Origin of the sequence: Rhizobium sp. SG_E_25_P2 (assembly GCF_029892285.1) — a bacterium.
Lineage (GTDB): Bacteria > Pseudomonadota > Alphaproteobacteria > Rhizobiales > Rhizobiaceae > Rhizobium_E.
Genome location: NZ_JARXVM010000004.1, coordinates 139,442 through 164,597, shown reverse-complemented (window position 1 = coordinate 164,597; position 25,156 = coordinate 139,442). Strand labels below are relative to the sequence as shown.

Below are 25,156 nucleotides of genomic sequence, written 5' to 3'. Positions count from 1 at the left end.
CTCATACCAGCATGTAGATATTGCGCATGGTCTCATGCACCGTGCATTCGCCGGTCCAGCCCGCCTTGAACATCACCGCGGTTGCCGCCGAGACCTCGACCACCTCGCCGTCATCCGAACGATAGGTGGCCGAGCCCGAGACGAAATGGCAGAATTCGTCGCGCGGGATGGACAATCGCCAGCGGCCGGGCGTGCAGACCCAGATGCCGGTTTCCGGCTGGTTGTTCGGCCCTTTGAACAGCAGCCGCCCTGTGGATGTCGATTGGCCCTCAATGGCGTCCGATTGCACACCCCAATCGACGAGATCGTCGAAACTGGTGGCGTTGTGGATATGCGGGGCGGTGGATTTGAGGGTGTCGGTCAATGGAGGACCTCCGGGGTGGTTGGAGCCAGCATTACCCCCCTCTGTCCTGCCGGACATCTCCCCCTCAAGGGGGGAGATTGACAAGAGGATCGACCATCCCCCAGCAACAGACGTCGAGGATGGGGGATGCCGGCACCACCATCCAATCTCCCCCCTTGAGGGGGAGATGGTCGGCAGACCAGAGGGGGGTAGCCTCGACCACCTACGTGTGATGCGGATATATCAAGCACGATACGCCCCCGTCTTCACCAACTGATCCAGAATGACCGCCGCCTTCTGCGGACCGTTCTGCGACTGCATATGCGCCGAGGTGGCCTGAAGCTTCGCCTTCATCTTGGGATCGTTGATCATGTGGTCGAGCTTGGCGGCCAGTTCCTCGTCGGTCCAGTCGTAGCGCGGCATCTTGAAGCCGTGGCCGGTTTCGTCGACGCGCGTGGCGTTGTCATGACCGTCCCAGACATAGGGCATGATGATGGCGGGTTTGCCGAAATAGAGGCATTCGGTGAAGGAGTTATTGCCGCCGTGATGAATGGCCGCGTCGACCTGCGGGATGACCGAGGGCTGCGGGAACCAGCTTTCGATGACCACATTGCCCGGCACGTTTTCATACTGGTCCTTGTAGTCGCCGACATTGACGAGCGCCCGGTAGGGCAGCTTGCCGATCGTCTCGATCAGCCGCTTCAGGAGATCGGTGTCGCCGGCGCCGAGCGAGCCGAAGGAAATGTAGATCAGCGGCTTGTCGTTGTTGATCGCGAACGTCGGCGCCTCATAGGACTTTTCCTTGCGGACGCAGCCTTCGAGATACTGGAACTGGTTGGGATCGAGCGGATGTTCGCGATCGAACTTTGCCGATTCCGGATAGAGCAGCAGGTTCATGTAAGGCGAGGCTTCGAAGAACTGGCCGATCGGATAGGCCGCTTCGCCCGTTGAGGCGAGGAAGGCGTTGTAATCGTCATGGATCGGCTTGATCACCTCGTTGAAGTGGTCGCGATAGGCCTTGTGGCCCTCGTAATCGTCCTGACGGCAGCCGGAGAGATGCGGCGGGATCTTCGGATCCTCGATTTCGTTTTCCGAGCAGGAGATGATGCGCACCCAGGGTTTGCCGAAATGCTTGACCGCCGGAAACAGGATGACATTGTCGACGCAGATCATGTCTGGATTGATCTTGGCGAGCACGCCCGGCAGATCCTTCTCGGCCCATTTGGCGCTGTCGACGATCGCCGTCCAGCAATCCTTCACATAATTGTCGATCTGGTCATAGGGGCTCTTGCGGAAGTTCGGGATATGGCCGTTGATGAAGTCTTCCCAGAACTTCGCCATCTGCTCGGGCGGCATCGGTTCGGAAAGATTGACCGGATGCGCCTCAAATCCATAGCCTTCATAGACCGAAACGAAACCTGGATCGGACAGGAACACGGCCTTGTGGCCCAGCGCCTCGACAGCCTGGGCGATGCCGACGGAATTCAGCGCTGGCCCGAAGGCCGCTTCCGGGAAAAATGCAATCGTCTTGGACATCTCAACCCTCTTTCGGTTCTGATTTTTCGTTGAAGAATTTGCAGCGCTCCGGGCGCAAAGCGAGACGCACTGTCTCGCCCGCCGCATGCCCTGCCGGATTGCGGGCGGCGACGCGCAACTGAAGCGGCGTCTGGCTCGCCTGCGTTTTCACATGCAGCACACGGTCGAGACCGTGATAGGCGATATCGACCACGACACCCTCGATCACCGCTTCGGCGTCCACCCCGCCCGCAAGCTCCAGATCCTCGGGCCGGATTGCCAGCGCCGCAGGCCCATCGACCATGCCGGGCGCGGCGATATCCAGCCCGGGCGCGCCGAAGCGGCCGCCGGAGACCCGGCCGTCGATGAAATTCATGACGCCGATGAAATTAGCGACGAAACGGTCGACCGGGCGCTCGTAGATTTCCTCGGGCGAGCCGCATTGCAGCAGGCGGCCATCCCTCAGGATCGCCATGCGGTCAGCCATCACCAGCGCTTCCTCCTGATCATGGGTGACGATGATGAAGGTGATGCCAACCTCGTGCTGGAGGCGCTTCAATTCGAGCTGCATGCGCTCGCGCAGTTTCTTGTCGAGCGCGCCGAGCGGTTCGTCGAGCAGCAGCACCTTGGGCCGCTTGATGAGCGCGCGGGCGAGCGCCACGCGCTGGCGCTGGCCGCCCGACAGCTGCTCCGGCTTGCGGGCGGCGAATTCACCGAGATCAGTGACCGCCATCATCTCCTCGACGCGGGAAGCAATCTCGGCCTTGGGCAGACCGTCCATTTCCAACCCATAAGCGAGGTTCTTGGCGACCGTCATATGCGGAAACAGCGCATAGGACTGGAACATCAGGTTGAGCGGCCGCTTCTCCGGCGGCAGCGACGTGATGTCGGCGCCGTCGAGCAATACGCGACCCGAACTTGGCGCTTCAAAACCAGCCAGCATGCGCAATAGCGTCGATTTTCCGCAGCCCGACGGGCCGAGCAGCGCGAAGAATTCGTTGCGCCGGATATCGAGCTCGATGCGATCGACCGCGCGCACCGGCCCGAAATCCTTGCTGAGGCTGTCGATCGACAGGATCGTCTGGGGGGCGGTATCGGTCATTGCATCTGTTCTTTGTTGAGCCATTGGGAAAGGATGAGCGCGAGCGCGCTGACCCCCATAACGATGGTCGCGAGCGCGTTGATCTCGGGCGTCACGCCGAAGCGGATCATCGAATAGATCTGGATCGGCAGCGTGATCGAGCCGCGGCCGGCGCCGGCCGTGAAGAAGGCGATGATGAATTCATCCACCGACAGGGTGAAAGCCAGAAGCGCGCCGGCGATGATGGCCGGGGCCAGCACCGGGAAGGTGATCCGCCAGAAGGTCGTCCAAGGCGAGGCGCCGAGATCGCGCGACGCCTCCACGATCGAATAGTCGAAATGCTTGAGCCGGGCGCGGACGATGGAGCTGACGAAAGCGAGATCGAAGATCACATGGCTGATGACGATCGTGTGCAGGCCGAGCGTGATGTCGAGGCGCGAGAAGAAGGTGAGCAGCGCCACCGCGAGCACGATGTCCGGGATCACCATCGGCGCGAAGATCAGCGCTTCCAGCGAGGCGCTCTTTCGCCTCCGGCTTTCGATGCCGATCGCCAGCATCGTGCCGAGCACGGTGGAGATCACCGTGGCGAAAACGCCGACCACCAATGTGTTCCAGGCTGCGCCGAGAATGTCCTTGTTCTCGGCGAGAGATGCATACCATTTCAGCGAAAAGCCGGACCAGGCGGTCGGCAGGCCGGCCTCGTTGAAAGACAGCAGCACCAGCACGGCGATCGGCAGATAGAGAAAGCCGAAGACGGCGACGAGGATCAGCCGGAAGGGCAGCGAACGGGTCTTCATGCCTCGGCCTCCCTGACTTCGCCGGCGGCGCGGGAGGCGGCCTTGGCCTGAAGGGTGAGCAGCGCCACCATCACCGCAATCAGCGCCATGCCGAGCGCCGCGCCGAAAGGCCAGTCATTGGCGGTGAGGAACTGGTCGTAGACGACATTGCCGATCATCTGGAAGCGTCCGCCGCCGAGCAGCGCCGGCGTGACGAAATTCCCGATCGACAGCACGAAGACGAACACGCCGCCGGCGGCGACGCCCGGCAGCGTCAAGGGCAGGATCACCCGCAGGAAGGTTCTGACGGGGCCGGCCCCGAGATCGCGCGACGCTTCGGCGTAATCCGGGCTCAGGCGCGACAGCGAGGAGTAGATCGCCAGGATCACGAAGGGCAGGTAATTGTAGACGAGGCCGGTGATCACAGCGCCTTCGGTGTAGAGCAGCGACAGCGGCTCGCCCTCGTATCCCAGCCAGCGCAGCAGATTGTTGAACAGGCCCTCGCGGTTGAGCAGCACGATCCAGGCATAGGTGCGGATCAGATAATTGCTCCAGAAGGGCAGCACCGCGAAGAACAGCAGCAACGCCTGGCGCGAGCGCGGCGCGCGGTTGATGGCGTAGGCGGCGGGATAGGCGATGAGAATGGCGATCAGTGTGGTGATCGCGGCAATCCGCGCCGAAGACAGGAAGATCTTGGCGTAAAGCGGATCGGCGACCCTGATGAAATTGTCAAAATTGAAATTGAAGACGACGCCGCCCCACGGGCCTCTTTCGAAAAAGGCATAGGCGAGCACCAGCGCGCAGGGCGTCACCATGAACAGGAGAAGCCAGGCGACGGCGGGCGCAGCCATGAGATTAGAACGTGCAGCCTTGGAGGACACGGGGTTTCGATTCACAGTCTGACAATGGGATGAGATTGGCCGAGGCGAACACGGCCCGCCTCGCTTTCGCCTCGGCGCCGGCAGGATTCAGAGAACCCCGCCGGGTCTTCAGAGGCAGACCGTCAGTTGGCGGCCTTGATCTCGCTGACCGCCTTGGAATAATCCTTCTGCGCATCGCCGAGATCGCGCAGCAGTTCGAACTTGGTGAGTTCCGCCGGCGTCATGCCCATATTCGGATAGGCTGTGATCAGCGCCGGATCGAGGCTTTCCATGGCGGCCTTGTTCGGCACCTTGTAGAGGATGTTGGCGGCGGCCCAGGCATGGTTCTTGGCGTCGAGCATGAAGTTGATGAACTTCATCGCCGCATCCTTATGCTCTGATGATTTCATCACCACCATCGTGTCGACCCAGAGATCCGAGCCTTCCTTCGGCGTCACGAACTTGATGTCCTTGTTGTCGGTGATGCCGTAATTGCACCAGCCGTCCCAGGCATGCACCAGCGAGGCTTCGCCGGAAACGAGCTTGGAATAGAAGGTCGTGTCGTCATAGGCGAGCAAGGTCTTTTTCGCCTCGATCAGCAGGTTCTTGGCTTCCTCGATCTTGGCCGGATCCTTTTCATTGGCCGAATAGCCCAGCGCGAACAGGCCTGCCGCCATCAGCCAGCGGTCGGTCGCCAGCATTGTGACCTTGCCCTTGAGATCGTCAGACGGCTTCAGCAGATTCATCCAGCTGTCCGGCGTGGTTTTCACCAGATCGGAGCGATAGCAAAGGCCGGTCGTGCCCCAGGTATAGGGGACGGAGAAATTCGCGCCGGGATCGTAAGCGAGGCTTGCGGCTTCCGGATAGAGATTGGCGAGGTTCGGAACGGCAGCCTTGTCGATCGGCTCGGCCAGGCCCTGGCCATTGAGGATTTCGGCAAAGGGCGAGGACACGAAGACGATGTCGTAGCCCTTGCCGCCGCTCGCCATCAGTTTGCCCATGACTTCTTCATTGGTGGCGTGATTGACGATCTCGACCTCAAGCCCGGTCGCCTTCTTGAAGGTCTCGGCGATGTCGGGGGCCATATAGCCAGCCCAGTTGGAGATCACCAGGTCGGCGGCGCTGGCCATGCCGGCGCCGGAGGCGAGCATGGTCGCGGCCAAGAGTGTCGCGGTCCAGTTCCGCGAACCAGATCGAATTTTCGCAATCACGGGAAGCTCCCTTGTTGAATTGTTCCAGCCTCAGCATCGGCGCCGCCGCTTGTTGCGATCTGTTCGCCCGATGCGCTACAGTATTATTTCAAAAAAAAATACGTCAATAGCAAATCGTGCGCTGCGCAAATTTTACGCTGGAAGCCGTGGGAGACGCTTGCAAAGCACTGGTTTCGCAGGCAGCATACCCATTGAACCGGACAAGAGCGCATGACGGACACGCCGAAAAAACCCAACCGACGCCATGTCGAATTGGCGCAGAAAATACTGGAGATCGCCACCGAGCGCGGCATGTCGCCGGGTGAGCGCATGGCTGAACAAGCGATCGCAAGCCTTTGCAATGTCTCTAGAACTCCGGTGCGCAAGGCCCTGCAGATCCTGGCGGAGAAAGGTCTGGTCCTGCCCGATACGGACGGCGGTTACAGGTTTGCAGCCGACCCGGTGATGCTGGCGCGGACCGAGACCGATTTCGCCGACGCCTCGGAAGAAGACCTGCATGCGGCAATCCTGCGCGATCTCGCGGCGGGCCGGATTGGCGACGTCCAGACGGTCGCAAGCCTGCAACGCCGCTATGAGGCCGGCAGGCAGGCGGTACAAAATGCGCTGATCAAACTGTCGGAAGACAATCTCGCCGAACGCGGATCAGGCCAGCAATGGATTTTGAAGCAGTTCGCTGTCGGCGCGGAAGCGCTGGTCAAGAGTTTCGAATTCCGTCTTGCGGCTGAACCACTGGCGCTGACCATGCCGGACTTCAAGCGCGACGCGACCGCGATCTTTTCGCTTCGCCAATCCATGCTGGCGCTGAAAGCGATGGACGAGCGGCAGTTCGACCGGCGACTGTTTGAACGCACCGACATGGACTTTCACCTGCTGATCGCCAAGAGCTGCGGCAATCCCTTCATGGCCGAAGCGTTGAACGCGCATCACCGCCGGCGTTTCGCGCTGCCGGCCGCCAATCATGTCGGCACATTCAGGCTGATGCAATCCAACACCGAGCATCTGCAGATCCTCGAACAGATCGAACGGGGCCAAATGACGCTTGCGGCGGATCTGATGCGCGTGCATCTGCAGCTATCGCAATCCCAGCGGCCGCGACTCGCCGGGCGCGGCGTTCCGCCCGCCCTCAAACTCGCCACACGCTAGAAACGCAGTCCAAACACAGTAATGAGCGCAGCAAAGACAATCGCCCTGTTTCCGGAAGCCAGCTTCGGCGCGGCGCTCAATTGCGTCGGCGTGGCTCAGGCGTTGAGAGACATGGGCGCCAATCCGGTCTTCATCTGTCACCCCGGCTTTCGCGGCGTCTTTGCCGAATACGGTTTCGCCGAATATCAGCTGGGCAGCGACGACGGTGCAGACGCAACCGATTGGACCGACTTCATCGCCCGCCATCAGGACGCGTTCCGGCAGTCGCCCTATGAGCAACTGACCAGTTATGTGGGGCCGACCTGGGACGCCATCGTCGACACCGCCGTGAAGGCTGAAGAGCCGCTGCGCCAATTGCTGGCGCGGCTGAAACCGGATGCGATCGTGCTCGACAATGTGGTGATGTTTCCGGCCATCGCCACAGCCGGCGTTCCCTGGATCAGGATCGTCTCCTGCGCCGAAACAGAGATCGCCGACGTTTCAGTGCCGCCCTATCTCTCGGGCCTGGGGGGCGAGCCGAACAGGAGCTGGGAAGAGTTTTCCAGCGCTTACGCCAAGGTCACCGCGCCGGCGCATCGCCGTTTCGCATCCTTTCTCGGCGACTGCGGCGTAAAGGCGCCGCCCTCGCCGTCCTTCCTCGACCCGTCGCCCTGGCTCAATCTGCTGCTCGCGCCTGAGATCATCCGCCGGGAACGCAAAAGTCCTCTCGATCCTGACCGTTTCGTCTTTCTCGACGGCTGCGTCCGTCGCGAGGTGGATTATGCGCCGCCGCGTTTCGCCAGCCACAATGATGCGCCGCTCGCGCTGGTCAGCTTTGGCTCGCTCGGCGCCATGGATGTCGAGATGATGAAGCGGATGATCGATGTCTTCGCCCATCTGCCCTGCCGTTTCCTGGTCAATGCGGGGCCTTGGCGCGACGACTATTCCGATGTGCCCGACAATGTCTATGTCGACAGCTGGTTTCCGCAGCCGTCCGTCGTGCGTCAATCCAGCCTGTTCATCCATCACGGCGGCAATAACAGCTTTTGCGAGGCGCTTTATTTCGGCGTCCCGTCACTGGTCATGCCCTATTGCTGGGACGGCCATGACAATGCCCGCCGCGCAGAAGAAACCCAGGTGGGTGAAAAGCTCGCTCGCTACGACTGGTCGTCCCAAGATCTCTCCGGCGCGATTCTGCGCCTGATCGGCAACGAGGCGATGCAGGCGCGCCTCAAGGCGAATGCCGCGACCATGCAGGCCCATTCCGGCGCGACGCTCGCCGCCCGCCGCATCCTCGACACCATCAGCGACACCAAGGCGACGCGCGCGGCGCGGCGCTGACTTCTGCAAGGAGGCTTTATGCGCGACAAGCTCTTCATCGACGGCCAATGGGTCGCCCCGCTCGGCGGCGGCGCATTTCCGGTGATCAATCCGGCCACCGAACAAGAATTCGCCACGGCGCCGGCCGGCGGCGCGGGCGATATCGATCTCGCGGTGAAGGCCGCGCGCCGCGCCTTCGACAGCGGCCCCTGGCCGCGCATGACTGGCGCCGAGCGCGCCCGCTATCTGCGCGCCATCTCTGACAAGATCCTCGAACGGAAACAGGATCTCGCACGGATCGAGGTGATGGATAACGGCAAGCCGCTGCCAGAAGCGGTGTGGGACATCGAGGACGCCGCCGGCTGCTTCGCCTTCTATGCCGGTCTCGCCGAACAACTGGACGCCCATCCCGAGGAAGCCATTCCGCTCGGCGACGCCCGCTTCACGTCAAAGGTCGTCCGCGAGCCGATCGGCGTCGCCGGCGCGATCATCCCCTGGAACTATCCGCTGCTGATGGCATCCTGGAAAGTCGCCCCTGCTTTGGCGGCGGGTTGCGCCATGGTGCTGAAGCCGTCGGAGCTGACGCCCCTCACCGCCCTCGAACTGGGGGCGATCGCCGAGGAGGTCGGCCTTCCCGCTGGCGTGCTCAACATCGTCACCGGCTTCGGAGCGGACGCCGGTCAGCCGCTGTCGGAACATCCCGGCGTCGACAAGCTCGCCTTCACCGGCTCGGTGCCGACCGGTTCCAAGATCATGGCGACGGCGGCGCGCGACATCAAGAATGTCAGCCTCGAACTCGGCGGCAAATCGCCTTTCGTGGTCTTCGCTGATTGCGACATCGACAAGGCCGTCGAATGGATCATGTTCGGCATCTTCTGGAATCAGGGTCAGGTCTGCTCGGCGACCTCGAGGGTGCTCGTCGAAGAAAGCCTCTATCCGGCCTTGCTGGCGCGACTGACCGAGGAGACGCAGAAGATCACCATGGGCGACGGCCTCACTGAGGGCGTGCTGCTCGGCCCGCTCGTATCGAAGGGCCAGCGCGACAAGATCCTTGCCATGATCGAACAAGGAATGGCGGAAGGCGCTGTCGTGGCCACAGGCGGCAAGCCGCCGGCGACCTTGCAGACCGGCTACTTTCTTGAGCCGACCATCATCACCGAACTCGCCGAGGGCAACAGCCTTTGGCGGGAAGAGATCTTTGGACCCGTCGTCTGCGTCAAGCCGTTCAAGGACGAGGCGGACGCCATCCGCATGGCCAATGACAGCCGCTTTGGCCTCGCAGCTGCGGTGATGTCGGATGATCTTGCCCGATGTGAGCGCGTCGCCCGCGCTTTCCGCGCCGGCATCGTCTGGGTCAACTGCTCGCAGCCGACCTTCACCGAAGCGCCCTGGGGCGGCTACAAGCAATCTGGCATCGGCCGCGAACTGGGCCGCTGGGGGCTGGAAAACTATCTGGAGACCAAGCAGATCACCAGCTTCGACGCATCCGAAACCTGGGGCTGGTATCTGAAGTCCTGATCCCCAAGTTTTCGCTTTCGATCATGGCCCGGGCCCAGCGCCCGGGCTATTTTTTTTGCGCGCTTTCTTCCGCGCCCTCCATGAGACAGGGCCGTCTATAGGCCGCGATTTCATCGGCGTTGAACCGCACGGGCCTTCTTTGCTGCGTCTTCTTTCTCAATTCCCCAAAATACCACGGAAGCGACGTCCGCCTGGGCGGCCGCGAACGCGCGTGTTCCGGGCGCTTTTGTTCCGCAAACACAATCCCGGCTTGACGCATGTCGGATTCACTGTTTACATATAAATGAAACCTTCATGGGTGAGGGTTTGATGGGCCAGGTCCGGAGGGGGCCGCCATTGTCAAACTGGGAGGAAGTCATGGTGAAATTGCTGTCCGGCGTCTCCGCCGGAGTCGTCTCCTTGATGTTGCTGGGCGGGTTTGCTCAGGCCGCGGATCTGCCGGGAAAGTTCGACGGCGTCACGATCGACGCCAAGCTGATCGGCGGTCAGCAATATGAGGCGCTCTATGCGCGGATAGGCGAATGGGAGAAGGCGACCGGCGCCAAGGTAAACATTCTCTCGAAGAAGAACCACTTCGAACTCGACAAGGAAATCAAGTCGGACATCGCATCCAGCAGCGTGACCTGGTGCGTGGGCTCGAACCACTCGTCCTTCGCCCCGCAATATCCCGATATCTACACCGATCTCGGCGCATTGCTGCCGAAGGAAGAAATCGACGCCTTCGTGCCGGCCAATATCAAGGCCTCGACGCTCGACGGCAAGCTGGTGATGCTGCCGCGCGCGCAGTTCGACGTCTCGGCGCTCTATTACCAGAAGAGCCTTTATCAGGACGAAGCCAAGAAGAAGGCCTTCAAGGAAAAATATGGCCGTGACCTGACCCCGCCGGACACCTGGGCCGACCTCGCCGACCAGGCGGAATTCTTCGCGAGCCCGCCGGATTTCTACGGCACCCAGTTCGCCGGCAAGGAAGAGGCGATCAACGGTCGCTTCTACGAAATGCTGGTGGCCGAGGGCGGCCAGTATCTCGACGGCGAAGGCAAGCCGGCCTTCAATTCCGACGCCGGCGTGCGCGCGCTCGACTGGTTCGTGCGTATGTACAAGAACAAGGCGGTTCCAGCCGGCACGACCAACTATCTCTGGGACGATCTCGGCCAGGGCTTCGCCTCGGGCACTGTGGCGCTCAATCTCGATTGGCCGGGCTGGGCGACTTTCTTCAACGATCCCAAGTCCTCCAAGGTCGCCGGCAATGTCGGCGTGAAGGTTCAGCCGATGGGTTCGGCCGGCATCCGCACCGGCTGGTCGGGTCATCACGGCTTCTCGGTGACCGAATCCTGCGCCAACAAGGATGCGGCCGCCTCGCTCGTCTGGTTCCTGACCAATGAGGACAGCCAGAAGCTCGAAGCCGCCGCAGGCCCGCTGCCGACCCGCACCGCCGTCTGGGAATGGGATGTAGCCGAGGCCGCGAGCGATCCCTACAAGAAGGAAGTGCTGACCGCTTTCCAGGAAGCCGCCAAGCACGCTTTCCCGGTGCCGCAGACCGCGCAGTGGATCGAGATCTCCAACGCCGTCTATCCGGAGCTTCAGGCCGCCATTCTCGGCGACAAGACCTCCAAGCAGGCGCTGGACGACGCCGCCGCCAAGGCGGTGGCCATCCTCGAAGACGCCGGCGCTCTCTGAGCGTTTCCGACATGGGCGCGACCGCTTCCCGCGGTCGCGCCTCTCCCTTGTTATCACGCATATCGGCCGGAGCCCTCGCATGAGAGGTTTTAAACTTTCGGCGCCCGTTCTTCTGCTGCTGCCGGCCGTAATCGTGCTGGCGGCCGTGGTGATCGCGCCCCTGATTTTGTCCTTCTATTCGAGCTTCACACCGTTCCGGCTGACCAAGCCGGAGACATTCTGGGTGTTCATCGGCCTGCGCAATTATGCGCGGCTGCTGGCCGATCTCGAATTCTGGACGGCTTTCGGCCGCACCGTGCTGTTGCTCACCGTGGCGCTCAATCTCGAAATGCTGCTCGGCCTCGGACTGGCGATGCTGGTGGAAAAGGCCGTCTCCGGCCAGCGCATCCTGCGCACGCTGATGATGCTGCCGATGATGTTTTCGCCGCTGCTCGTCGGCTTCCAGTTCAAATTCATGTTCAACGACAATGTCGGCCTGGTGAACAACGCTTTGCAATCGCTGGGCCTGACCGACCAGGCCATTCCCTGGCTGATCGACGGCCAACTCGCCTTCTTCTCGATCGTGGTCGCGGAAGTCTGGTCGTCCACCTCCGTCTTTGCAATCCTCATCCTGGCGGGCCTGCTCGCCATGCCGAAGGAGCCGATCGAGGCGGCCAAAGTCGACGGCTGCACGCCCTGGCAGACCTTCCGCTATGTCACCTGGCCCTTCGTGATGCCCTTCGCCTTCATCGCCATGACCATCCGCTCGCTCGATGTGGCGCGCGCCTATGACATCGTCAAGATCATGACCGATGGCGGCCCCGCCAAGCGCACCGAGCTTCTCTGGACGCTGGTCTCACGCACGGCCTATGCCGACGCCAAGATGGGGATGGCCAACGCCATGGCCTATTTCTCGATCCTGCTGTCGATCGTCTTCACGGTCTATTTTTACAAGAAACTCGCGCTTGCCCGCGCCCAGGTCGGGACGGAGTGGTGATCATGGACGTCAATTCAAGCCACCGCATCCGCCGTCGGCTCCTCAAGGCCGGGCATCTCATCGGCCTGTTCCTGGCGATGATGGTCATCTGCCTGCCCGGCTTCTGGATCGTGCTGTCGTCGCTCCGCCCGACTGTTGAAATCATGGCAAAGCCGCCGGTCTGGATCCCCAGCGAAATCTCCTTCGACGCCTATGTCGCGATGTTCTCAGGCGTCGGCAAAGGCGGCATTCCGGTCATCGAGTATTTCCGCAATTCGCTGATCATCTCGATCACCTCCACGGTGATCGCGCTCGCCATCGGCATGTCCGGCGGTTACGCCTTCGCCCGCTTCTCCTTCAAGGGCAAGGCCGGCTGGTTTCTCGGACTGATGCTGACCCGCACCGTTCCGGGCATCGCGCTGTCGCTGCCGCTGTTCTTCGTCTACGCCAAGCTTGGCCTTCTCGACACGCATATGGGCCTGATCCTCGCTTATGTGGCGCTCAACGTGCCCTTCACGATCTGGCTGATCGACGGCTTCTTCCGGCAGGTGCCGAAAGACCTCGCCGAAGCCGCCCAGATCGACGGCTGCACGCGCTGGCAGGCCTTCTGGCAGGTCGAGTTTCCGCTCGCCGGACCCGGCATCGCGTCCGCCGGCATCTTCGCCTTTCTCACCTCCTGGAACGAGTTCGCGCTGGCGTCGAACCTCACCCGCTCGGTCAATTCCAAGACCCTGCCGGTCGGGCTGCTCGATTACACGGCGGAATTCACCATCGACTGGCGCGGCATGTGCGCGCTGGCCGTGGTGATGATCCTGCCTGCGCTCGCGCTCACCTTCGCCGTCCAGAAACATCTCGTCTCCGGCCTGACATCCGGCGCGGTCAAAGGGTAAATCATGGCTCCCGTCACACTCAGAAACCTCGTCAAGCGCTACGGCGCCTTTGAAATCGTCCATGGCATCAATCTCGATGTCGCCGATCGCGAATTCATCGCGCTGGTCGGCCCCTCCGGCTGCGGCAAGTCGACGACGCTGCGCATGATCGCCGGTCTGGAAGACATTTCCGGCGGCGAGATCGAAATCGGCGGCAGAGTGGTCAACGACCTGCCGCCGCGCGCCCGCAACATCTCCATGGTGTTCCAGTCCTATGCGCTCTATCCGCATATGACGGTGGCGGAGAATATGGGCTTTTCGCTCAAGATCGCCGGCGCTTCCAAGGATGAGATCGCCGCCCGCGTCGCCGACGCTGCCAAGACTCTCGATCTCGAACAACTCTTGGAGCGGCGGCCGGCGCAATTGTCTGGCGGCCAGCGCCAGCGCGTCGCCATGGGCCGCGCCATCGTGCGCCATCCCGAAGTCTTCCTGTTTGATGAGCCGCTGTCCAATCTGGACGCCAAGCTGCGCACGCAGATGCGCACCGAGATCAAGAAACTGCATGCAAAAGTGCAGTCGACGGTCATCTATGTAACCCATGACCAGGTGGAGGCAATGACGCTTGCCGACCGCATCGTCATCATGCGCGACGGCCGCATCGAGCAGGCGGGAACGCCCGAAGACGTGTTCAAGCGCCCCGCCAGCCGCTTCGTCGCCGGCTTCATTGGCTCGCCGCCAATGAATCTCGTCGAGGCGACGGTGGATCAGGGCCGGCTCGTCTTCGCCAATGGCGATGCGCTGCCCATTCCGCAGGCCTTCCGCGACCGGCTGCGACCAGGACAGAAAGTGGTGTTCGGCATCCGACCTGACGATTTCTACCCCGCCGGCCATGGCCTGCATTCGGGCGAAGCCCATGAAGTCGCGGCTCTCGATCTGCCGGTGTCGATCACCGAGCCGCTCGGCAACGAGACCCTGGTCTTCGTGACCTTCGCCGGCAAGGAATGGGTGGCGCGCATGCTCAATCCGCGCACGCTGAAATCCGGCGAAGTGATCGCCATGAGCGTGGATCTTTCGCAGGCGCATCTGTTCGACGCCGTAACAGGCGCGAGCCTGAGGGTCTGAACCATGGCGAAAATCGAAAAAGTCGAACTGCTGATGGTCGACCTCGCGCCGAAAGTGAAGCGCACCGATGCGATCCAGAGCTTCGTTAGCCAGGAAACGCCTGTAGTCATCGTCACCGACAGCGATGGCGCGACCGGCGCGGGCTATAGTTACACGATCGGCACCGGCGGCTCCTCGGTGATGCGGCTGCTCGCCGATCATCTCGCGCCGCGCATCATCGGCCAGGACGCCGACCGGATCGAGGCGATCTGGCGCGATCTGGAATTCTACACCCATGCCACCACGATCGGCGCGATCACCGCCATTGCGCTTGCAGCCATCGACACGGCGCTCTGGGATCTGCGCGCCCGGAAGATGGGCTGCCGCTCTGGAAACTCGCCGGCGGCGCTTCCGATCGCCGGCCGCTCTACACCACCGAAGGCGGCTGGCTGCATATCGACAAGCAGGCGCTGATCGAAGATGCTCTGGCCGCGCGCGAAAAAGGTTTCACTGGCTCCAAGGTCAAGATCGGCAAGCCCCGCGCCGCCGAGGATGTCGAGCGGTTGGAAGCCATGCGCGCCGCCCTCGGCGACGGCTATGAGATCATGACGGACGCCAATCAGGGTTTTGGGCTCGACGAAGCCATCCGGCGTTCGGGTCGCTTCGCCGATCTCGATCTCGCCTGGATCGAGGAGCCCCTGGCCGCTGACGATATCGACGGCCATGTCAGGCTGTCCGCCTCGACCTCGACGCCGATCGCCATCGGTGAATCGCTCTACTCCATCCGGCATTTCCGCGAATATATGCAGCGGGGCGCCTGCTCGATCGTCCAGGTCGATGTCGGACGCATCGGCGGCATCACGCCCTGGCTCAAGGTCGCGCATGCGGCGGAAGCCTATAATATCCCGATCTGTCCGCATTTTCTGATGGAACTGCATGTCAGCCTCGCTTGCGCCGTTCCGAACGGCAAATATGTCGAGTATATTCCCCAACTCGACGAGATCACCGGCGAGAAGATGAAGATCGAAAGCGGCATGGCGATCGCGCCCTCCGCGCCGGGCCTCGGGATCGACTGGGACTGGCAGGAAATCCGCCGCCGGGCGATCCCGGACTTCAATCGCGTTATTGCCTGAGGGAGGACAGCATGCAGCGGATGGGAATGGTGATCGGCCTCAACGCCGATAAGATCGAGGAGTACAAGCGTCTGCATGCCGCGGTCTGGCCCGATGTCCTCAGGATGATCAGCCAATGCCACATCCGCAACTATTCTATCTTCCTCAAGGAGCCGGAAAACCTGCTCTTCTCCTATTTCGAATATCATGGGGAGGATTTCGACGCCGACATGAAGATCATGGCCGCCGATCCGGTGACGCAGGATTGGTGGGCCGTCTGCATGCCCTGCCAGAAGCCGCTTGAGACGCGGAAAGAGGGGGAATGGTGGGCCTCGATGGAGGAAGTCTTTCACCACGCCTGAGCTTTTCCAGCACCACTACGACACGAGCCCGCCGCTTTCCGGCGGGTTTTTTGTTGCCCTTACCGCCCGGGACCAGAACCCGCGCTGCATCATCCATTGACACGCGCTAAAATTATGTCTACTGACGATTTATATATTTCGTCACACGTAATTCGAAAGACGTCAGTCGTGATTGATACGCCAGAGCTTGCAGCCGATGTTTCGAAGAACGAAACCGTCACCCGCATCCTTGATGCGGCGGAGCGGCTGTTTCGCCATTACGGCTACGCCAAGACCAATGTGGCGGATATCGCCCGCGATCTCGGCATGTCGCCGGCCAATATCTACCGGTTCTTCACCTCCAAGGTTGAGATCCACCAAGCGATCTGCGGGCGGATGCTGATGGGCTCACACGACATGGCGCGACAGATCCTGTCCCAGCCGATCAGCGCCACCGAGCGCCTGCGGCAATGGGGGCATGCGCAACACCGCATGACTGTCGAGACCATGCTCGACGAAGAGAAAGTGCATGAAATGGTGGTCGTGGCGCTGGAGCGCGACTGGCATGTCATCGACCAGCACATCAATCGCCTGCACGTACTTCTGACTGAAGCGATCCGCCAGGGTATCGAAGCCGGGGAATTTCGCGATCAGGATCCCGAGATCGCCGCGCGCTGCTTTGGCGGAGCGACCGTCGTGCTTTGCCATCCGCAGATGGTGGCGCAATGCATGGCCAAGACCAACCGGGCGACGCCCGAACAGCTCATCGAATTCGCGCTTGCCGCGCTCAAGTAACGACCGGAGGCATCCATGACCACGCTGAACCGCATGCGCATCAGGACATCTGTTCTTCTCGCCGGTCTCGCGATCGGTTCCCTCGCTCTCGTCGGCTGCACCGAGGAGAAGGCTGAGGCACCGGCTGCAGTGATCCGACCGGTCAAAGTGGTGGAGATCGCACCAGCTGCAGCCACACGCACACTCTCCTATTCCGGTTCAGTCAAATCCCGCACCGAAATGAACCTCGGTTTCCGCGTCGCAGGCAAGGTGATCGAGCGCAAGGTGGATATCGGCGATCGGGTGAAGAAGGGCGACGTGCTCGCCCGTCTCGATCCGACCGATTATCAGCTCGCAGTGCAATCGGCTGAGGCTGATTTGCGCTCTGCGCAAAAGGCGTTGGAGACCGCCGACCTGGCCAATCGCCGCGCCAGGACGCTGTTTGCCAAGAACGCCGTTCCCAAGGCGCAACTCGAACAGGCGCAATTGAGTTATGATCAGGCCGCAGCGACCAGAACAGCGGCGCAATCGGCGCTCGAACAGGCCCAGAACCAGCTTGCCTATGCCGAATTGGCGTCGGACCGCGATGGCATCGTCTCTGCGGTCAATGCCGATCGCGGCCAGGTCGTCAGCGCCGGCTCGCCCGTTCTCACCGTCGTCGCCGACGACGAAAAGGAAGTACAGATCGCCGTTCCCGAGACCGAGATTTCCGAATTCCGCCCAGGGAAAACAGTCAAGGCGCGCTTCTGGGCCGACGACGCGCTGACGTTGACGGGCCAGGTGCGCGAAGTCTCCGGCAGCGCCGATCCGCAGTCGCGCACCTTCTCCGTCCGCATCAGCCTGCCGGCCAATGACCGGGTGCTGATCGGCATGACCGCCATGATCGAAGCGGAGGCAAAGGCGGAAACGGCAGCCTATGCCGTGCCTCTGACCGCACTCGCTGAAAAGGATGGCGCCAAGATCGTCTGGACGGTCGATCCCGCCAAGGCGACCGTGCATGCGCGCGCCGTCGAAGTGGCCGGATTTACTGATGACGGCGTCGGCGTGACTTCGGGCCTGAAGGCAGGCGACCTCGTGGTCGCGGCGGGCACCCAGTTCATGCGCGAAAATCTGATCGTAAAGCTTCCCGATGTCGGGGCGCTGGCTGAAAACATCCTCAACTGATCCTGATATCCAGACGGAGCCCGGCCATGCAGACGACATCCCCTGAGAAGGAAAAGTTCAACCTGTCGCGCTGGGCCATCGGCCATCCGAGCATAGCGCGCTTTCTGTTCGGCCTCATTCTGCTGACCGGCGTATTCGGCCTCTTGAACATGGGGCAGAAGGAAGATCCCGACTTCACCTTTCGGGTGATGGTCGTCCAGGCTGTGTGGCCGGGCGCATCGATCCAGGACATGCAGGATCAGGTCGTCAACAAGATCGAGCGCAAGCTGCAGGAAACCCCGCATCTCGACTGGGTCAAATCCTACACCCGCGCCGGCAGCGCTATCATCACCCTGCAGATCAAGGGCGACACCACCGGCGAGGACGTCGCTGAGTCCTTCTATCAGGCGCGCAAGAAAGTCGGCGACATCGCCAATGAATTGCCGTCGGGATTGCTCGGCCCCTATTTCAACGACGAATTCGGCGACACCTATGTCACACTGCATTCCCTGAGCGGCGACGGCTATTCCTACCCGGAGCTGAAGGCTTTCGCCATCCAGGCCCGCGACATGCTGTTGACCACGCCCGGCGTCGAAAAGGCGGTCATCCTCGGCGACCAGCCTGAGAAGATCTATATCGACATCTCCTCCCAAGCACTCGCGGAACGCGGACTGACGCTCACCAATATCCAGAATGCGCTGAAAGGCCAGAATGGCGTCGATCCCTCCGGCTCCGTCGACACCGGCCTGAGATCGGTGCGAATTTCCGTCGATGGCGCGGTGGATCGCGTCGCCGCCATCCGTGAACTGCGCCTCCGCGCGGGCAGCGAGGTGACCCGCCTCGGCGACATCGCCACCGTCTATCAAGGGCTCGAAGACCCCGTCCAGCGCAAGTTCCGCTTCAACGGCGCCGACAGCGTCCAGGTCGGCGTGGTGATGAGCAAGGGCTTCAAGGTCACCGATGTCGGAGCCAAGATCGAGGAGACCTATCAACGGTTCGCGGCATCGCTGCCCTATGGCGTCAAGGTCGACCAGATCGCCAATCAGCCGCATGTGGTGACCGAAGCCGTCGGCGAATTCATGAAGGCGCTGGGCGAAGCGTTGGTGATCGTGCTGATCGTCTCCTTCCTGTCGATCGGCTGGCGCTCGGGCATCGTCATCGCCATCACCATTCCCTTGGTGCTGGCCGCGACTTTCGCCATCATGCATCAGCTCGGCATCGATCTTCAGCGCATCTCGTTGGGCGCGCTGATCATTGCGCTCGGCCTTCTGGTCGACGACGCGATGATCGTCGTGGAGTTGATGGAGCGCAAGCTGGAGGAAGGCCTGCCGAAACTCGAGGCCGCGAGCTTCGCTTATTCCTCCACCGCTTTTCCCATGCTCACGGGCACATTGATCACCACCGCCGGCTTCATTCCCGTGGGTTTTGCGGAATCCACCGCCGGCGAATATGTGCGCTCGCTCTTCTACGTCGTCGGCATCGCGCTGGTGCTCTCCTGGTTCGTCGCCGTCTATTTCACGCCCTGGCTCGGGCACATGATCCTCAAGCAGCGGGCGCATGCCGGCGAGCATAAAGATGTGTTCGACACCCGCTTTTATCGCGGACTCCACCACACGGTCGCCTGGGCTGTGCGTTACAAGACGATCGTGCTGACGCTGACTCTTCTCACGTTCGGCGCAAGCCTTTGGGCGTTCCAGTTCATTCCAAAGAACTTTTTCCCGCAATCGTCGCGTCCGGAAATTCTCGTCGATCTCTGGCTGCCGGAGGGAACCAGCATCACGGAAGTGGAGCGCCAGGCGAAATTGCTCGAAGCCAAAATCGCCGACGACAAGGACAAGAAATTCGTCGCCACCTATATCGGCGAAGGCGCGCCGCGCTTCTTCCTGCCGCTCGATCAGCAATTGCGCAATCCTAATTACGCCCAGCTTCTGGTGATGGCGAATGACGAACCGGCCCGCGAAAGGCTGATCGTCAAGCTGCGCGGCATCCTCGCCAGCGACTTCCCCTCGATCCGCGGCAAGGTCGACCGTCTGTTCCTGGGTCCGCCGACCGGCTGGCCGGTGCAGATGCGGGTGATGGGTCCTGACAGAGCAGAGGTGCGCCGCATCGCAGATCAGGTCAAGGAACGCTTCATAGCCAATCCACAACTCGGCGCCGTGCATGACGACTGGCTGGAGCCTGTGACAGCCATGAAACTGGTCGTCGACCAGGACCGCGCCCGCGCCCTCGGCGTCACCTCGCAACGTATCCGCCAGATGTTGCAGGCGACGATGTCAGGCGCGCCGCTCGATGATTTCCGCGATGGCGAGGAAACCGTGTCGATCGTCGCCCGCGAGCCCGAAGCCAATCGCAAGCTGCTGTCGGCGGTGCAGAGCATCTCTATTCCCACCGATCTCGGAACCTTCGTGCCGCTATCGCAGATCGCCAAGGTGGAGCCTGTCATCGAACAGGGCATCGAATGGCGCCGCGACCGCCTGCCGACGATCACCGTGCGCGCCACGCTGCCCGACGACGTCCAGGCCAACGACGTGGTGACGGCCATGTATGCCGGCATGACCGATCTCCGCGCCGCGCTGCCGGCGGGCTATCGGGTCGAAATCCAGGGCGGGCCTGAGGATTCCGCCGAAAGCCAGGCCTCGATCGCCGCCAAGGCGCCGATCATGCTCGCCATCATCGTGGTGTTGCTGATGATCCAGCTGCAGCATTTCGGCAAGGCGATGCTGGTGCTCGCGACCGGTCCCCTGGGCATCATCGGCGCCGCCGCCGCGCTTTTGATCAGCGGCGCGCCGTTCGGCTTCGTCGCCATCCTCGGCGTCATCGCCCTGCTCGGCATCATCATCCGCAATTCGATCATTCTTGTTGACCAGATCGACCAGGATATCGCGGCCGGCATGGAGCGATCCGAAGCGATTATTGGCGCCGCCGTCAGGCGTTTCCGGCCGATCACGCTGACCGCGCTCACCGCCGTGCTGGCGCTGATCCCGATCTCACGCGGCGTCTTCTGGGGACCGCTCGCCTTTGCGATGATGGGCGGCATCCTTGTCGCCACGCTTCTGACCATCTTCGTGCTGCCCGCCGGCTATGCGCTATTCTTCGGCCGAGCGAAGAAGGAGGACGGAACTAAAGATGCGACCAAGAATGATGTGGTGACTGAGCTGGATCACCATCGGCCTGAACCGCTGCCGCAAGCGGCGGAATGATGCGGCGCCCTGGGGCGATCTGAAGAGTTCAGGTCGCCCTTAAAATTGCAAGAAACTATTTTTATACCACAATCAAATAATTCCGCTTCCGACCCTCTTCCGGTCGGCTGGATTGACGAAAGTCATGGCGCTGGTGGATTGACCCGTGTCTTGTCGCCCGCATTCGTCCACCTGCATTTCAGGACTGACCATGCAAAACTTTTCGGTTTCCTCAAGACTCTACGCCCTTGTGACGCTCGCCTTTCTCGTGCTCGCCGGCGTCTTCTATTTCAGCCTGACGACGACGGACGCCCAAATGATGGCGGACCGGCGGATGCTGCTATCGTCCATCGACGACAACGCCATGGCCATCGCCAAGGCGGCTCATGCGCTGGAAACGGCGGGCAAACTGACACGCGACCAGGCCCAGACCCGCGCCATGGAGAACATTGGCGCGCTGCGCTATGGCGAAAACGGCTATGTGTGGATCAACGATCTCGACCAGACGATGATCATGCACCCGACCAAGCCGGAACTGAACGGCAAGGATGTCAGCGGCATGAAAGACCCGACCGGTCTTGCCGTGTTCACCGAATTCACGCGGGTGGCCCGCGACGAGAAGTCCGGCTTCGTCACCTATCAATGGCCCAAACCCGGCGAGGCCGAGCCCGCCGAAAAACTGTCGCATGTCACCCTGTTCGAACCCTGGGGCTGGGTCATCGGCACGGGCGTCTATGTCGACGATCTCCATGCCCGCCGTTGGGAGATCGGCCGTCAGCAGGGGCTGGTCAGCATCATCGGCATGATCATCCTGCAGGGCTTTGCCTTCACCGTCATCCGCAGCGTTATCGCGCCAATGAAATCGCTGATGCGCTCCATGCAGCGCATCGCATCGGAAGAGTTTGACGCGCCGATCAGCGGCGCGAAGGATCGCAGCGAATTCGGCGACATGTCGCGGGCGCTGGAAACGCTGCGCGATTCCGTCAGCGCCCGCGTCCAGGACAGGTTGCGCAAGATCGCCGAGCAGAATGACCGGATCGAGGACGAAAAGCGCGCCCGCGAAGAACTGATGCAGACGGAAGCCGGAGAATTGAAGCAGGTGGTCGATGAACTCGGCGCCGGCCTCGAACGGCTTGCGGCCTGCGACATGCGGGTGACGATCGACCACGCTTTCGCGCCGCGTTTCGAGCCGCTTCGGCATTATTTCAACAATTCGATCGCCACCTTCCAGCGCGCGCTCGAACAGGTGCTGGCCAAGACCGCGCAGGTCTCCGGCAATGCCGAGGAGATGAAGGATTCGGCCGGCAACCTCGCCAAGCGCACGGAACAGCAGGCGGCGGCGCTGGAGCAGACCTCCGCTTCGCTCGACGAGGTGACATCGACGGTCAAGTCTTCGGCGGAACGCGCCTCCGAGACCCGCATGCTGGTGGGCGATGCGCGCGCCTGCGCCCAGACGTCCCAGGATGTGGTGACTGAAGCTGTCGACGCCATGCGCCGGATCGAGGACTCGTCTGGCAAGATCGGCCAGATCATCGCCGTGATCGACCAGATCGCCTTTCAGACCAATCTTCTCGCACTGAACGCCGGCGTCGAAGCCGCCCGCGCCGGCGACGCCGGCAAGGGTTTCGCGGTGGTCGCCCAGGAGGTGCGGGAACTGGCGCAACGTTCGGCGCAGGCGGCCAAGGAAATCTCCGCGCTCATCAAGAGTTCGAGCGAACAGGTCTCCTCCGGCGTCCGTCTCGTGGACGAGACCGGCCAGGCGTTGACGCGCATCGCCGCCTTCGTCAACGATATCGATCTCAAGATCAACGCCATCGACACCGCCTCGCGCGAACAGTCGATCGGGCTGCAGGAAATCTCAGCAGCGGTGAATTCGATCGACCAGATGACCCAGCAGAATGCCGCCATGGTGGAGGAGACGACCGCGATCAGCCATTCGCTGGCGCAGGATTCGACCGGGCTTTCGGAACTGGTGGGACAATTCAAGCTCAACCGCCAAGCCGATGCCCGTGAACTCGGAATCGCCTGGGAACAGCGGCGAGCAGCCTGAGATAGGCAAGAGAAAAGCCGCGCGTCACAAGGCGCGCGGCTTCATATGTCATGCTGAGATCAATCTCTAACTGTTGGCTTCCGCCGCGCGACGGTCGCGCTTCAGGAAATCCCGGATGCGGTCGACCGCGACACTGTCTTCCGTGCCATAGGGAAGCAGATATTTCAGCCGGGCATCCGAGCCGATCAACAGGAGCGACGTCGTATGGCTCATGTGATAGTCGCCATTCTTGCTCGCCGATTTCGAGGCATGGATCATCCAGCCATCGACCACCTTCTGGATCTCCCTGGGATCGCCTGTTACCCCGGTGATGCGGTTGGTGAACGCGTTGACATAGCCATGCAGCAATTGCTGGGTGTCGCGCTCGGGATCGATGGTGATGAAATAGACCTGTAGACCCGCCCCTTCCGGACCCAGTTTCTTCAACCAGACCGAGACGTCGTACAGCGTGGTCGGGCAGACTTCCGGGCAATGCGTATAGCCGAAATAGACGAGCGAGGGCCGTCCCCGGAACATCTTTTCCGTCACCGTCTCGCCGCGATCATTGATCAGCGTGAAGGTTTCGCGGAACGGGCCTGGCCTGTAATCATCCGCCGCCACCCAGGCGATGATGCCGATCAGCGCTGACATGAACAGGCCGATGACGGCCAGAACCACGATCAGGAAGGGATTGGTCTTGGTCATTGCGCGTGATCCTGATGGCCTCCGGTGGCGCCATGGTCATGCTCGCCGCCATCGACCACCACCGTGCCTTCGAAACTGGCGAACAGCGCCAGTTTCGCGACGTCGAAATTCTTCTCGGCATCGATGACCTTGGCCGCCAAAGCCTCGGCGTCCGGCTTGGAGATGCCAGCCTTTTCAAGCGCATCCGCCTGTTTGAGACTATCGCCGCTGCAGATCTGGATCGCCCAGCCGTCGCCCTTCTTCTTGAGAAGCGCGCGACCGCCGCGATCCTGTTGCGCCCAGCCGGCGACAGCCCAATCGCCCTCAACCACCACAGGTTCGACGGACAGGGGCGTGTCAGGGGTTTCGAACATCGCCTTCATGATCGCCGGAATGTCCTGTGCGGGATCGCCGGAGGCGGCCTGCATCTGATGGGCGGAATGATCATGATGGGCGTTTGCATCCGCCTGAGCATGCTGATGCGCCATATGATCATGGCCGCCATCGTGATCGGCATGGGCGGGCGGATCGCCAGCCGGCGCGCCAACAACGAAGTCGACATCGACAGCGCCGGCTTTTTCGAAATAGAGCGTCGCCTTGACGCGCTCGCCTTCCTTGAAGGGCTGGGCGACATTCATGAACATCACATGGAAGGCGCCGGGCTTCAATTCGAGAACGCCATGGGCGGGAATTTCGGCGCCGTCGGACATTTCCTGCATGGTCATGACGTCGTCGCCCATCTGCATCTCGTGCAATTGCGAAGATTCGGCGCGGGGCGTGGTGACGCGAAGCAGCCGGTCCGCCGCGCCGTGATTGACGATCTTCAGGTAACCGCCGCCAACGACAGCGCCCGGCAACATGGCGCGGGAATAGGGATGATCGATCTCGAGCTGGCCCAGTTTGTATTCATGGGCGAGAGCCGGCGCTGCGGCGAACAAAGCGGCCATCAGCGCGGCGCGAATGAGTGACTTTTTCATGGTGACGATCCTATGCGTAAATTCTGTGAACCGGAGCGAGCAGGACAGGCTTAAAACCGGACGCTCGCATTGACAGGCCGGCTCCACCCTTGTCGGGCGCAAGCGGCCGAGCCCTCAGACACAGGGAGAGGCGCGCGGCGCGCCACGATAGGACAGGACGTCGAGAGGCGGGCCTTCCCGCCCATTCCCAGCTGGAAAGGCAAGTGCCGTGCGGATGACGGCGGCATGGACATCGGACGGCGCCGGAAGCAGGCAAGCCGCCGACAGCCGGCAGGCTTCGCACATCCCATTTCCGACAGCGCCTTTCTTGACGCCCTCTTCAGACGAAGACAGGCACATGGCGGCGATTTCGCCGTCCGGGAGAACCGAAACGTCGTATCCGAATGCTTGCGCCGCAAACACCGGCTGATGCGCAAAGCCGATCATCGCAATGGCCAGCGCGCAGACAAGGCGCAGGGTCATCACGACGTTTCGAAGGTCTTTGCGGGGCCGAAAACGGGTCATGCGCCCTCTCTATTTGCTTTTCGGCAAGCCGGCAATGCGGCAAATTTGTGCGCCACACAGCATGC

The 25,156-nt window shown here is 61.9% G+C and carries 21 protein-coding genes and 1 pseudogene; 13 read left to right on the top strand and 9 right to left on the bottom strand.

Going from position 1 to position 25,156, the window contains the following annotated elements; translation table 11 throughout:
• Nucleotide 1: 1 nt before the first annotated feature.
• From M2360_RS08235 to M2360_RS08210, 6 genes are all read right to left on the bottom strand, one after another.
• A complete protein-coding gene (locus tag M2360_RS08235; protein ID WP_280774319.1) occupies nucleotides 2–364 on the bottom strand; it encodes a cupin domain-containing protein in 363 nt (120 codons plus the stop codon).
• A gap of 222 nt (nucleotides 365–586) precedes the next feature.
• Complete coding sequence (locus tag M2360_RS08230) at nucleotides 587–1,879, bottom strand: glycosyltransferase (RefSeq protein WP_280774317.1); 1,293 nt, start codon at nucleotides 1,877–1,879, stop codon at nucleotides 587–589.
• A 1-nt stretch (nucleotide 1,880) separates the two neighbouring features.
• Nucleotides 1,881–2,960, bottom strand: a complete 1,080-nt coding sequence (locus M2360_RS08225; protein ID WP_280774315.1) for an ABC transporter ATP-binding protein — start codon at nucleotides 2,958–2,960, stop codon at nucleotides 1,881–1,883.
• Entirely contained in the window at nucleotides 2,957–3,736 is a 780-nt protein-coding gene (locus M2360_RS08220) for an ABC transporter permease (protein ID WP_280774314.1), read from the bottom strand. Before M2360_RS08220 ends, M2360_RS08225 begins: the two co-directional genes overlap by 4 nt.
• Entirely contained in the window at nucleotides 3,733–4,566 is an 834-nt protein-coding gene (locus tag M2360_RS08215; RefSeq protein ID WP_280774313.1) for an ABC transporter permease, read from the bottom strand. The genes M2360_RS08220 and M2360_RS08215 overlap by 4 nt, the downstream gene beginning before the upstream one ends.
• 152 nt (nucleotides 4,567–4,718) lie before the next feature.
• Nucleotides 4,719–5,786, bottom strand: coding sequence for a spermidine/putrescine ABC transporter substrate-binding protein (locus M2360_RS08210; protein WP_280774312.1), 1,068 nt, complete (start codon nucleotides 5,784–5,786; stop codon nucleotides 4,719–4,721).
• Nucleotides 5,787–5,996: 210 nt separating this feature from the next.
• Between M2360_RS08210 and M2360_RS08205 the strand changes: the two genes are divergently transcribed.
• The 13 genes and pseudogenes from M2360_RS08205 (at nucleotide 5,997) to M2360_RS08145 (ending at nucleotide 22,947) form a co-directional block, all read left to right on the top strand.
• Nucleotides 5,997–6,929, top strand: coding sequence for a GntR family transcriptional regulator (locus M2360_RS08205; RefSeq protein WP_280774310.1), 933 nt, complete (start codon nucleotides 5,997–5,999; stop codon nucleotides 6,927–6,929).
• Nucleotides 6,930–6,950: 21 nt separating this feature from the next.
• Nucleotides 6,951–8,249, top strand: a complete 1,299-nt coding sequence (locus M2360_RS08200) for a glycosyltransferase (protein ID WP_280774308.1) — start codon at nucleotides 6,951–6,953, stop codon at nucleotides 8,247–8,249.
• Nucleotides 8,250–8,267: 18 nt separating this feature from the next.
• Nucleotides 8,268–9,746, top strand: a complete 1,479-nt coding sequence (locus M2360_RS08195; RefSeq protein WP_280774306.1) for an aldehyde dehydrogenase family protein — start codon at nucleotides 8,268–8,270, stop codon at nucleotides 9,744–9,746.
• 402 nt (nucleotides 9,747–10,148) lie between these two features.
• On the top strand, nucleotides 10,149–11,423 hold the full coding sequence (locus M2360_RS08190) for a sugar ABC transporter substrate-binding protein (protein WP_280774511.1): 1,275 nt from the start codon (nucleotides 10,149–10,151) through the stop codon (nucleotides 11,421–11,423).
• A 79-nt stretch (nucleotides 11,424–11,502) separates the two neighbouring features.
• Entirely contained in the window at nucleotides 11,503–12,399 is an 897-nt protein-coding gene (locus M2360_RS08185; RefSeq protein ID WP_280774304.1) for a sugar ABC transporter permease, read from the top strand.
• A gap of 2 nt (nucleotides 12,400–12,401) precedes the next feature.
• Complete coding sequence (locus M2360_RS08180; protein WP_280774302.1) at nucleotides 12,402–13,268, top strand: carbohydrate ABC transporter permease; 867 nt, start codon at nucleotides 12,402–12,404, stop codon at nucleotides 13,266–13,268.
• 3 nt (nucleotides 13,269–13,271) lie between these two features.
• The gene (gene ugpC / locus M2360_RS08175) at nucleotides 13,272–14,369 is read left to right on the top strand and encodes a sn-glycerol-3-phosphate ABC transporter ATP-binding protein UgpC (RefSeq protein WP_280774300.1); all 1,098 of its coding nucleotides are present in this window, start codon (nucleotides 13,272–13,274) and stop codon (nucleotides 14,367–14,369) included.
• Between the two features lie 3 nt (nucleotides 14,370–14,372).
• Nucleotides 14,373–15,481: pseudogene (locus M2360_RS08170) on the top strand (mandelate racemase/muconate lactonizing enzyme family protein).
• A gap of 11 nt (nucleotides 15,482–15,492) precedes the next feature.
• Nucleotides 15,493–15,822 (top strand): L-rhamnose mutarotase, encoded by a 330-nt coding sequence (locus M2360_RS08165; RefSeq protein WP_280774298.1) that lies wholly within the window; start codon nucleotides 15,493–15,495, stop codon nucleotides 15,820–15,822.
• Between the two features lie 168 nt (nucleotides 15,823–15,990).
• Nucleotides 15,991–16,596, top strand: a complete 606-nt coding sequence (locus M2360_RS08160) for a TetR family transcriptional regulator (protein ID WP_280774296.1) — start codon at nucleotides 15,991–15,993, stop codon at nucleotides 16,594–16,596.
• A gap of 15 nt (nucleotides 16,597–16,611) precedes the next feature.
• The gene (locus tag M2360_RS08155) at nucleotides 16,612–17,739 is read left to right on the top strand and encodes an efflux RND transporter periplasmic adaptor subunit (protein ID WP_280774294.1); all 1,128 of its coding nucleotides are present in this window, start codon (nucleotides 16,612–16,614) and stop codon (nucleotides 17,737–17,739) included.
• A 26-nt stretch (nucleotides 17,740–17,765) separates the two neighbouring features.
• Nucleotides 17,766–20,918, top strand: a complete 3,153-nt coding sequence (locus M2360_RS08150; RefSeq protein WP_280774292.1) for an efflux RND transporter permease subunit — start codon at nucleotides 17,766–17,768, stop codon at nucleotides 20,916–20,918.
• Between the two features lie 190 nt (nucleotides 20,919–21,108).
• Nucleotides 21,109–22,947, top strand: a complete 1,839-nt coding sequence (locus M2360_RS08145; RefSeq protein ID WP_280774290.1) for a methyl-accepting chemotaxis protein — start codon at nucleotides 21,109–21,111, stop codon at nucleotides 22,945–22,947.
• A gap of 66 nt (nucleotides 22,948–23,013) precedes the next feature.
• On the opposite strand, the gene M2360_RS08140 is transcribed toward M2360_RS08145, so the two are convergent.
• From M2360_RS08140 to M2360_RS08130, 3 genes are all read right to left on the bottom strand, one after another.
• A complete protein-coding gene (locus tag M2360_RS08140; RefSeq protein WP_280774288.1) occupies nucleotides 23,014–23,631 on the bottom strand; it encodes an SCO family protein in 618 nt (205 codons plus the stop codon).
• Nucleotides 23,628–24,587 carry a copper uptake system-associated protein gene (locus M2360_RS08135; RefSeq protein ID WP_280774287.1) on the bottom strand — a complete coding sequence of 320 codons (960 nt, stop codon included), beginning with the start codon at nucleotides 24,585–24,587 and terminating at the stop codon, nucleotides 23,628–23,630. The genes M2360_RS08140 and M2360_RS08135 overlap by 4 nt, the downstream gene beginning before the upstream one ends.
• Before the next feature lie 114 nt (nucleotides 24,588–24,701).
• Nucleotides 24,702–25,091 (bottom strand): hypothetical protein, encoded by a 390-nt coding sequence (locus M2360_RS08130; RefSeq protein WP_280774285.1) that lies wholly within the window; start codon nucleotides 25,089–25,091, stop codon nucleotides 24,702–24,704.
• Nucleotides 25,092–25,156 lie beyond the last annotated feature (65 nt).

Excerpts from the sequence above, each read along its gene's own strand:
- M2360_RS08230 (WP_280774317.1), bottom strand. The coding sequence starts at position 1,879 with ATGTCCAAGACGATTGCATTTTTCCCGGAAGCGGCCTTCGGGCCAGCG.
- M2360_RS08225 (WP_280774315.1), bottom strand. The coding sequence starts at position 2,960 with ATGACCGATACCGCCCCCCAGACGATCCTGTCGATCGACAGCCTCAGC.
- M2360_RS08220 (WP_280774314.1), bottom strand. The coding sequence starts at position 3,736 with ATGAAGACCCGTTCGCTGCCCTTCCGGCTGATCCTCGTCGCCGTCTTC.
- M2360_RS08215 (WP_280774313.1), bottom strand. The coding sequence starts at position 4,566 with ATGGCTGCGCCCGCCGTCGCCTGGCTTCTCCTGTTCATGGTGACGCCC.
- M2360_RS08205 (WP_280774310.1), top strand. The coding sequence starts at position 5,997 with ATGACGGACACGCCGAAAAAACCCAACCGACGCCATGTCGAATTGGCG.
- M2360_RS08200 (WP_280774308.1), top strand. The coding sequence starts at position 6,951 with ATGAGCGCAGCAAAGACAATCGCCCTGTTTCCGGAAGCCAGCTTCGGC.
- M2360_RS08195 (WP_280774306.1), top strand. The coding sequence starts at position 8,268 with ATGCGCGACAAGCTCTTCATCGACGGCCAATGGGTCGCCCCGCTCGGC.
- M2360_RS08190 (WP_280774511.1), top strand. The coding sequence starts at position 10,149 with ATGTTGCTGGGCGGGTTTGCTCAGGCCGCGGATCTGCCGGGAAAGTTC.
- M2360_RS08185 (WP_280774304.1), top strand. The coding sequence starts at position 11,503 with ATGAGAGGTTTTAAACTTTCGGCGCCCGTTCTTCTGCTGCTGCCGGCC.
- M2360_RS08180 (WP_280774302.1), top strand. The coding sequence starts at position 12,402 with ATGGACGTCAATTCAAGCCACCGCATCCGCCGTCGGCTCCTCAAGGCC.
- ugpC (WP_280774300.1), top strand. The coding sequence starts at position 13,272 with ATGGCTCCCGTCACACTCAGAAACCTCGTCAAGCGCTACGGCGCCTTT.
- M2360_RS08165 (WP_280774298.1), top strand. The coding sequence starts at position 15,493 with ATGCAGCGGATGGGAATGGTGATCGGCCTCAACGCCGATAAGATCGAG.
- M2360_RS08155 (WP_280774294.1), top strand. The coding sequence starts at position 16,612 with ATGACCACGCTGAACCGCATGCGCATCAGGACATCTGTTCTTCTCGCC.
- M2360_RS08150 (WP_280774292.1), top strand. The coding sequence starts at position 17,766 with ATGCAGACGACATCCCCTGAGAAGGAAAAGTTCAACCTGTCGCGCTGG.
- M2360_RS08145 (WP_280774290.1), top strand. The coding sequence starts at position 21,109 with ATGCAAAACTTTTCGGTTTCCTCAAGACTCTACGCCCTTGTGACGCTC.
- M2360_RS08140 (WP_280774288.1), bottom strand. The coding sequence starts at position 23,631 with ATGACCAAGACCAATCCCTTCCTGATCGTGGTTCTGGCCGTCATCGGC.
- M2360_RS08135 (WP_280774287.1), bottom strand. The coding sequence starts at position 24,587 with ATGAAAAAGTCACTCATTCGCGCCGCGCTGATGGCCGCTTTGTTCGCC.
- M2360_RS08130 (WP_280774285.1), bottom strand. The coding sequence starts at position 25,091 with ATGACCCGTTTTCGGCCCCGCAAAGACCTTCGAAACGTCGTGATGACC.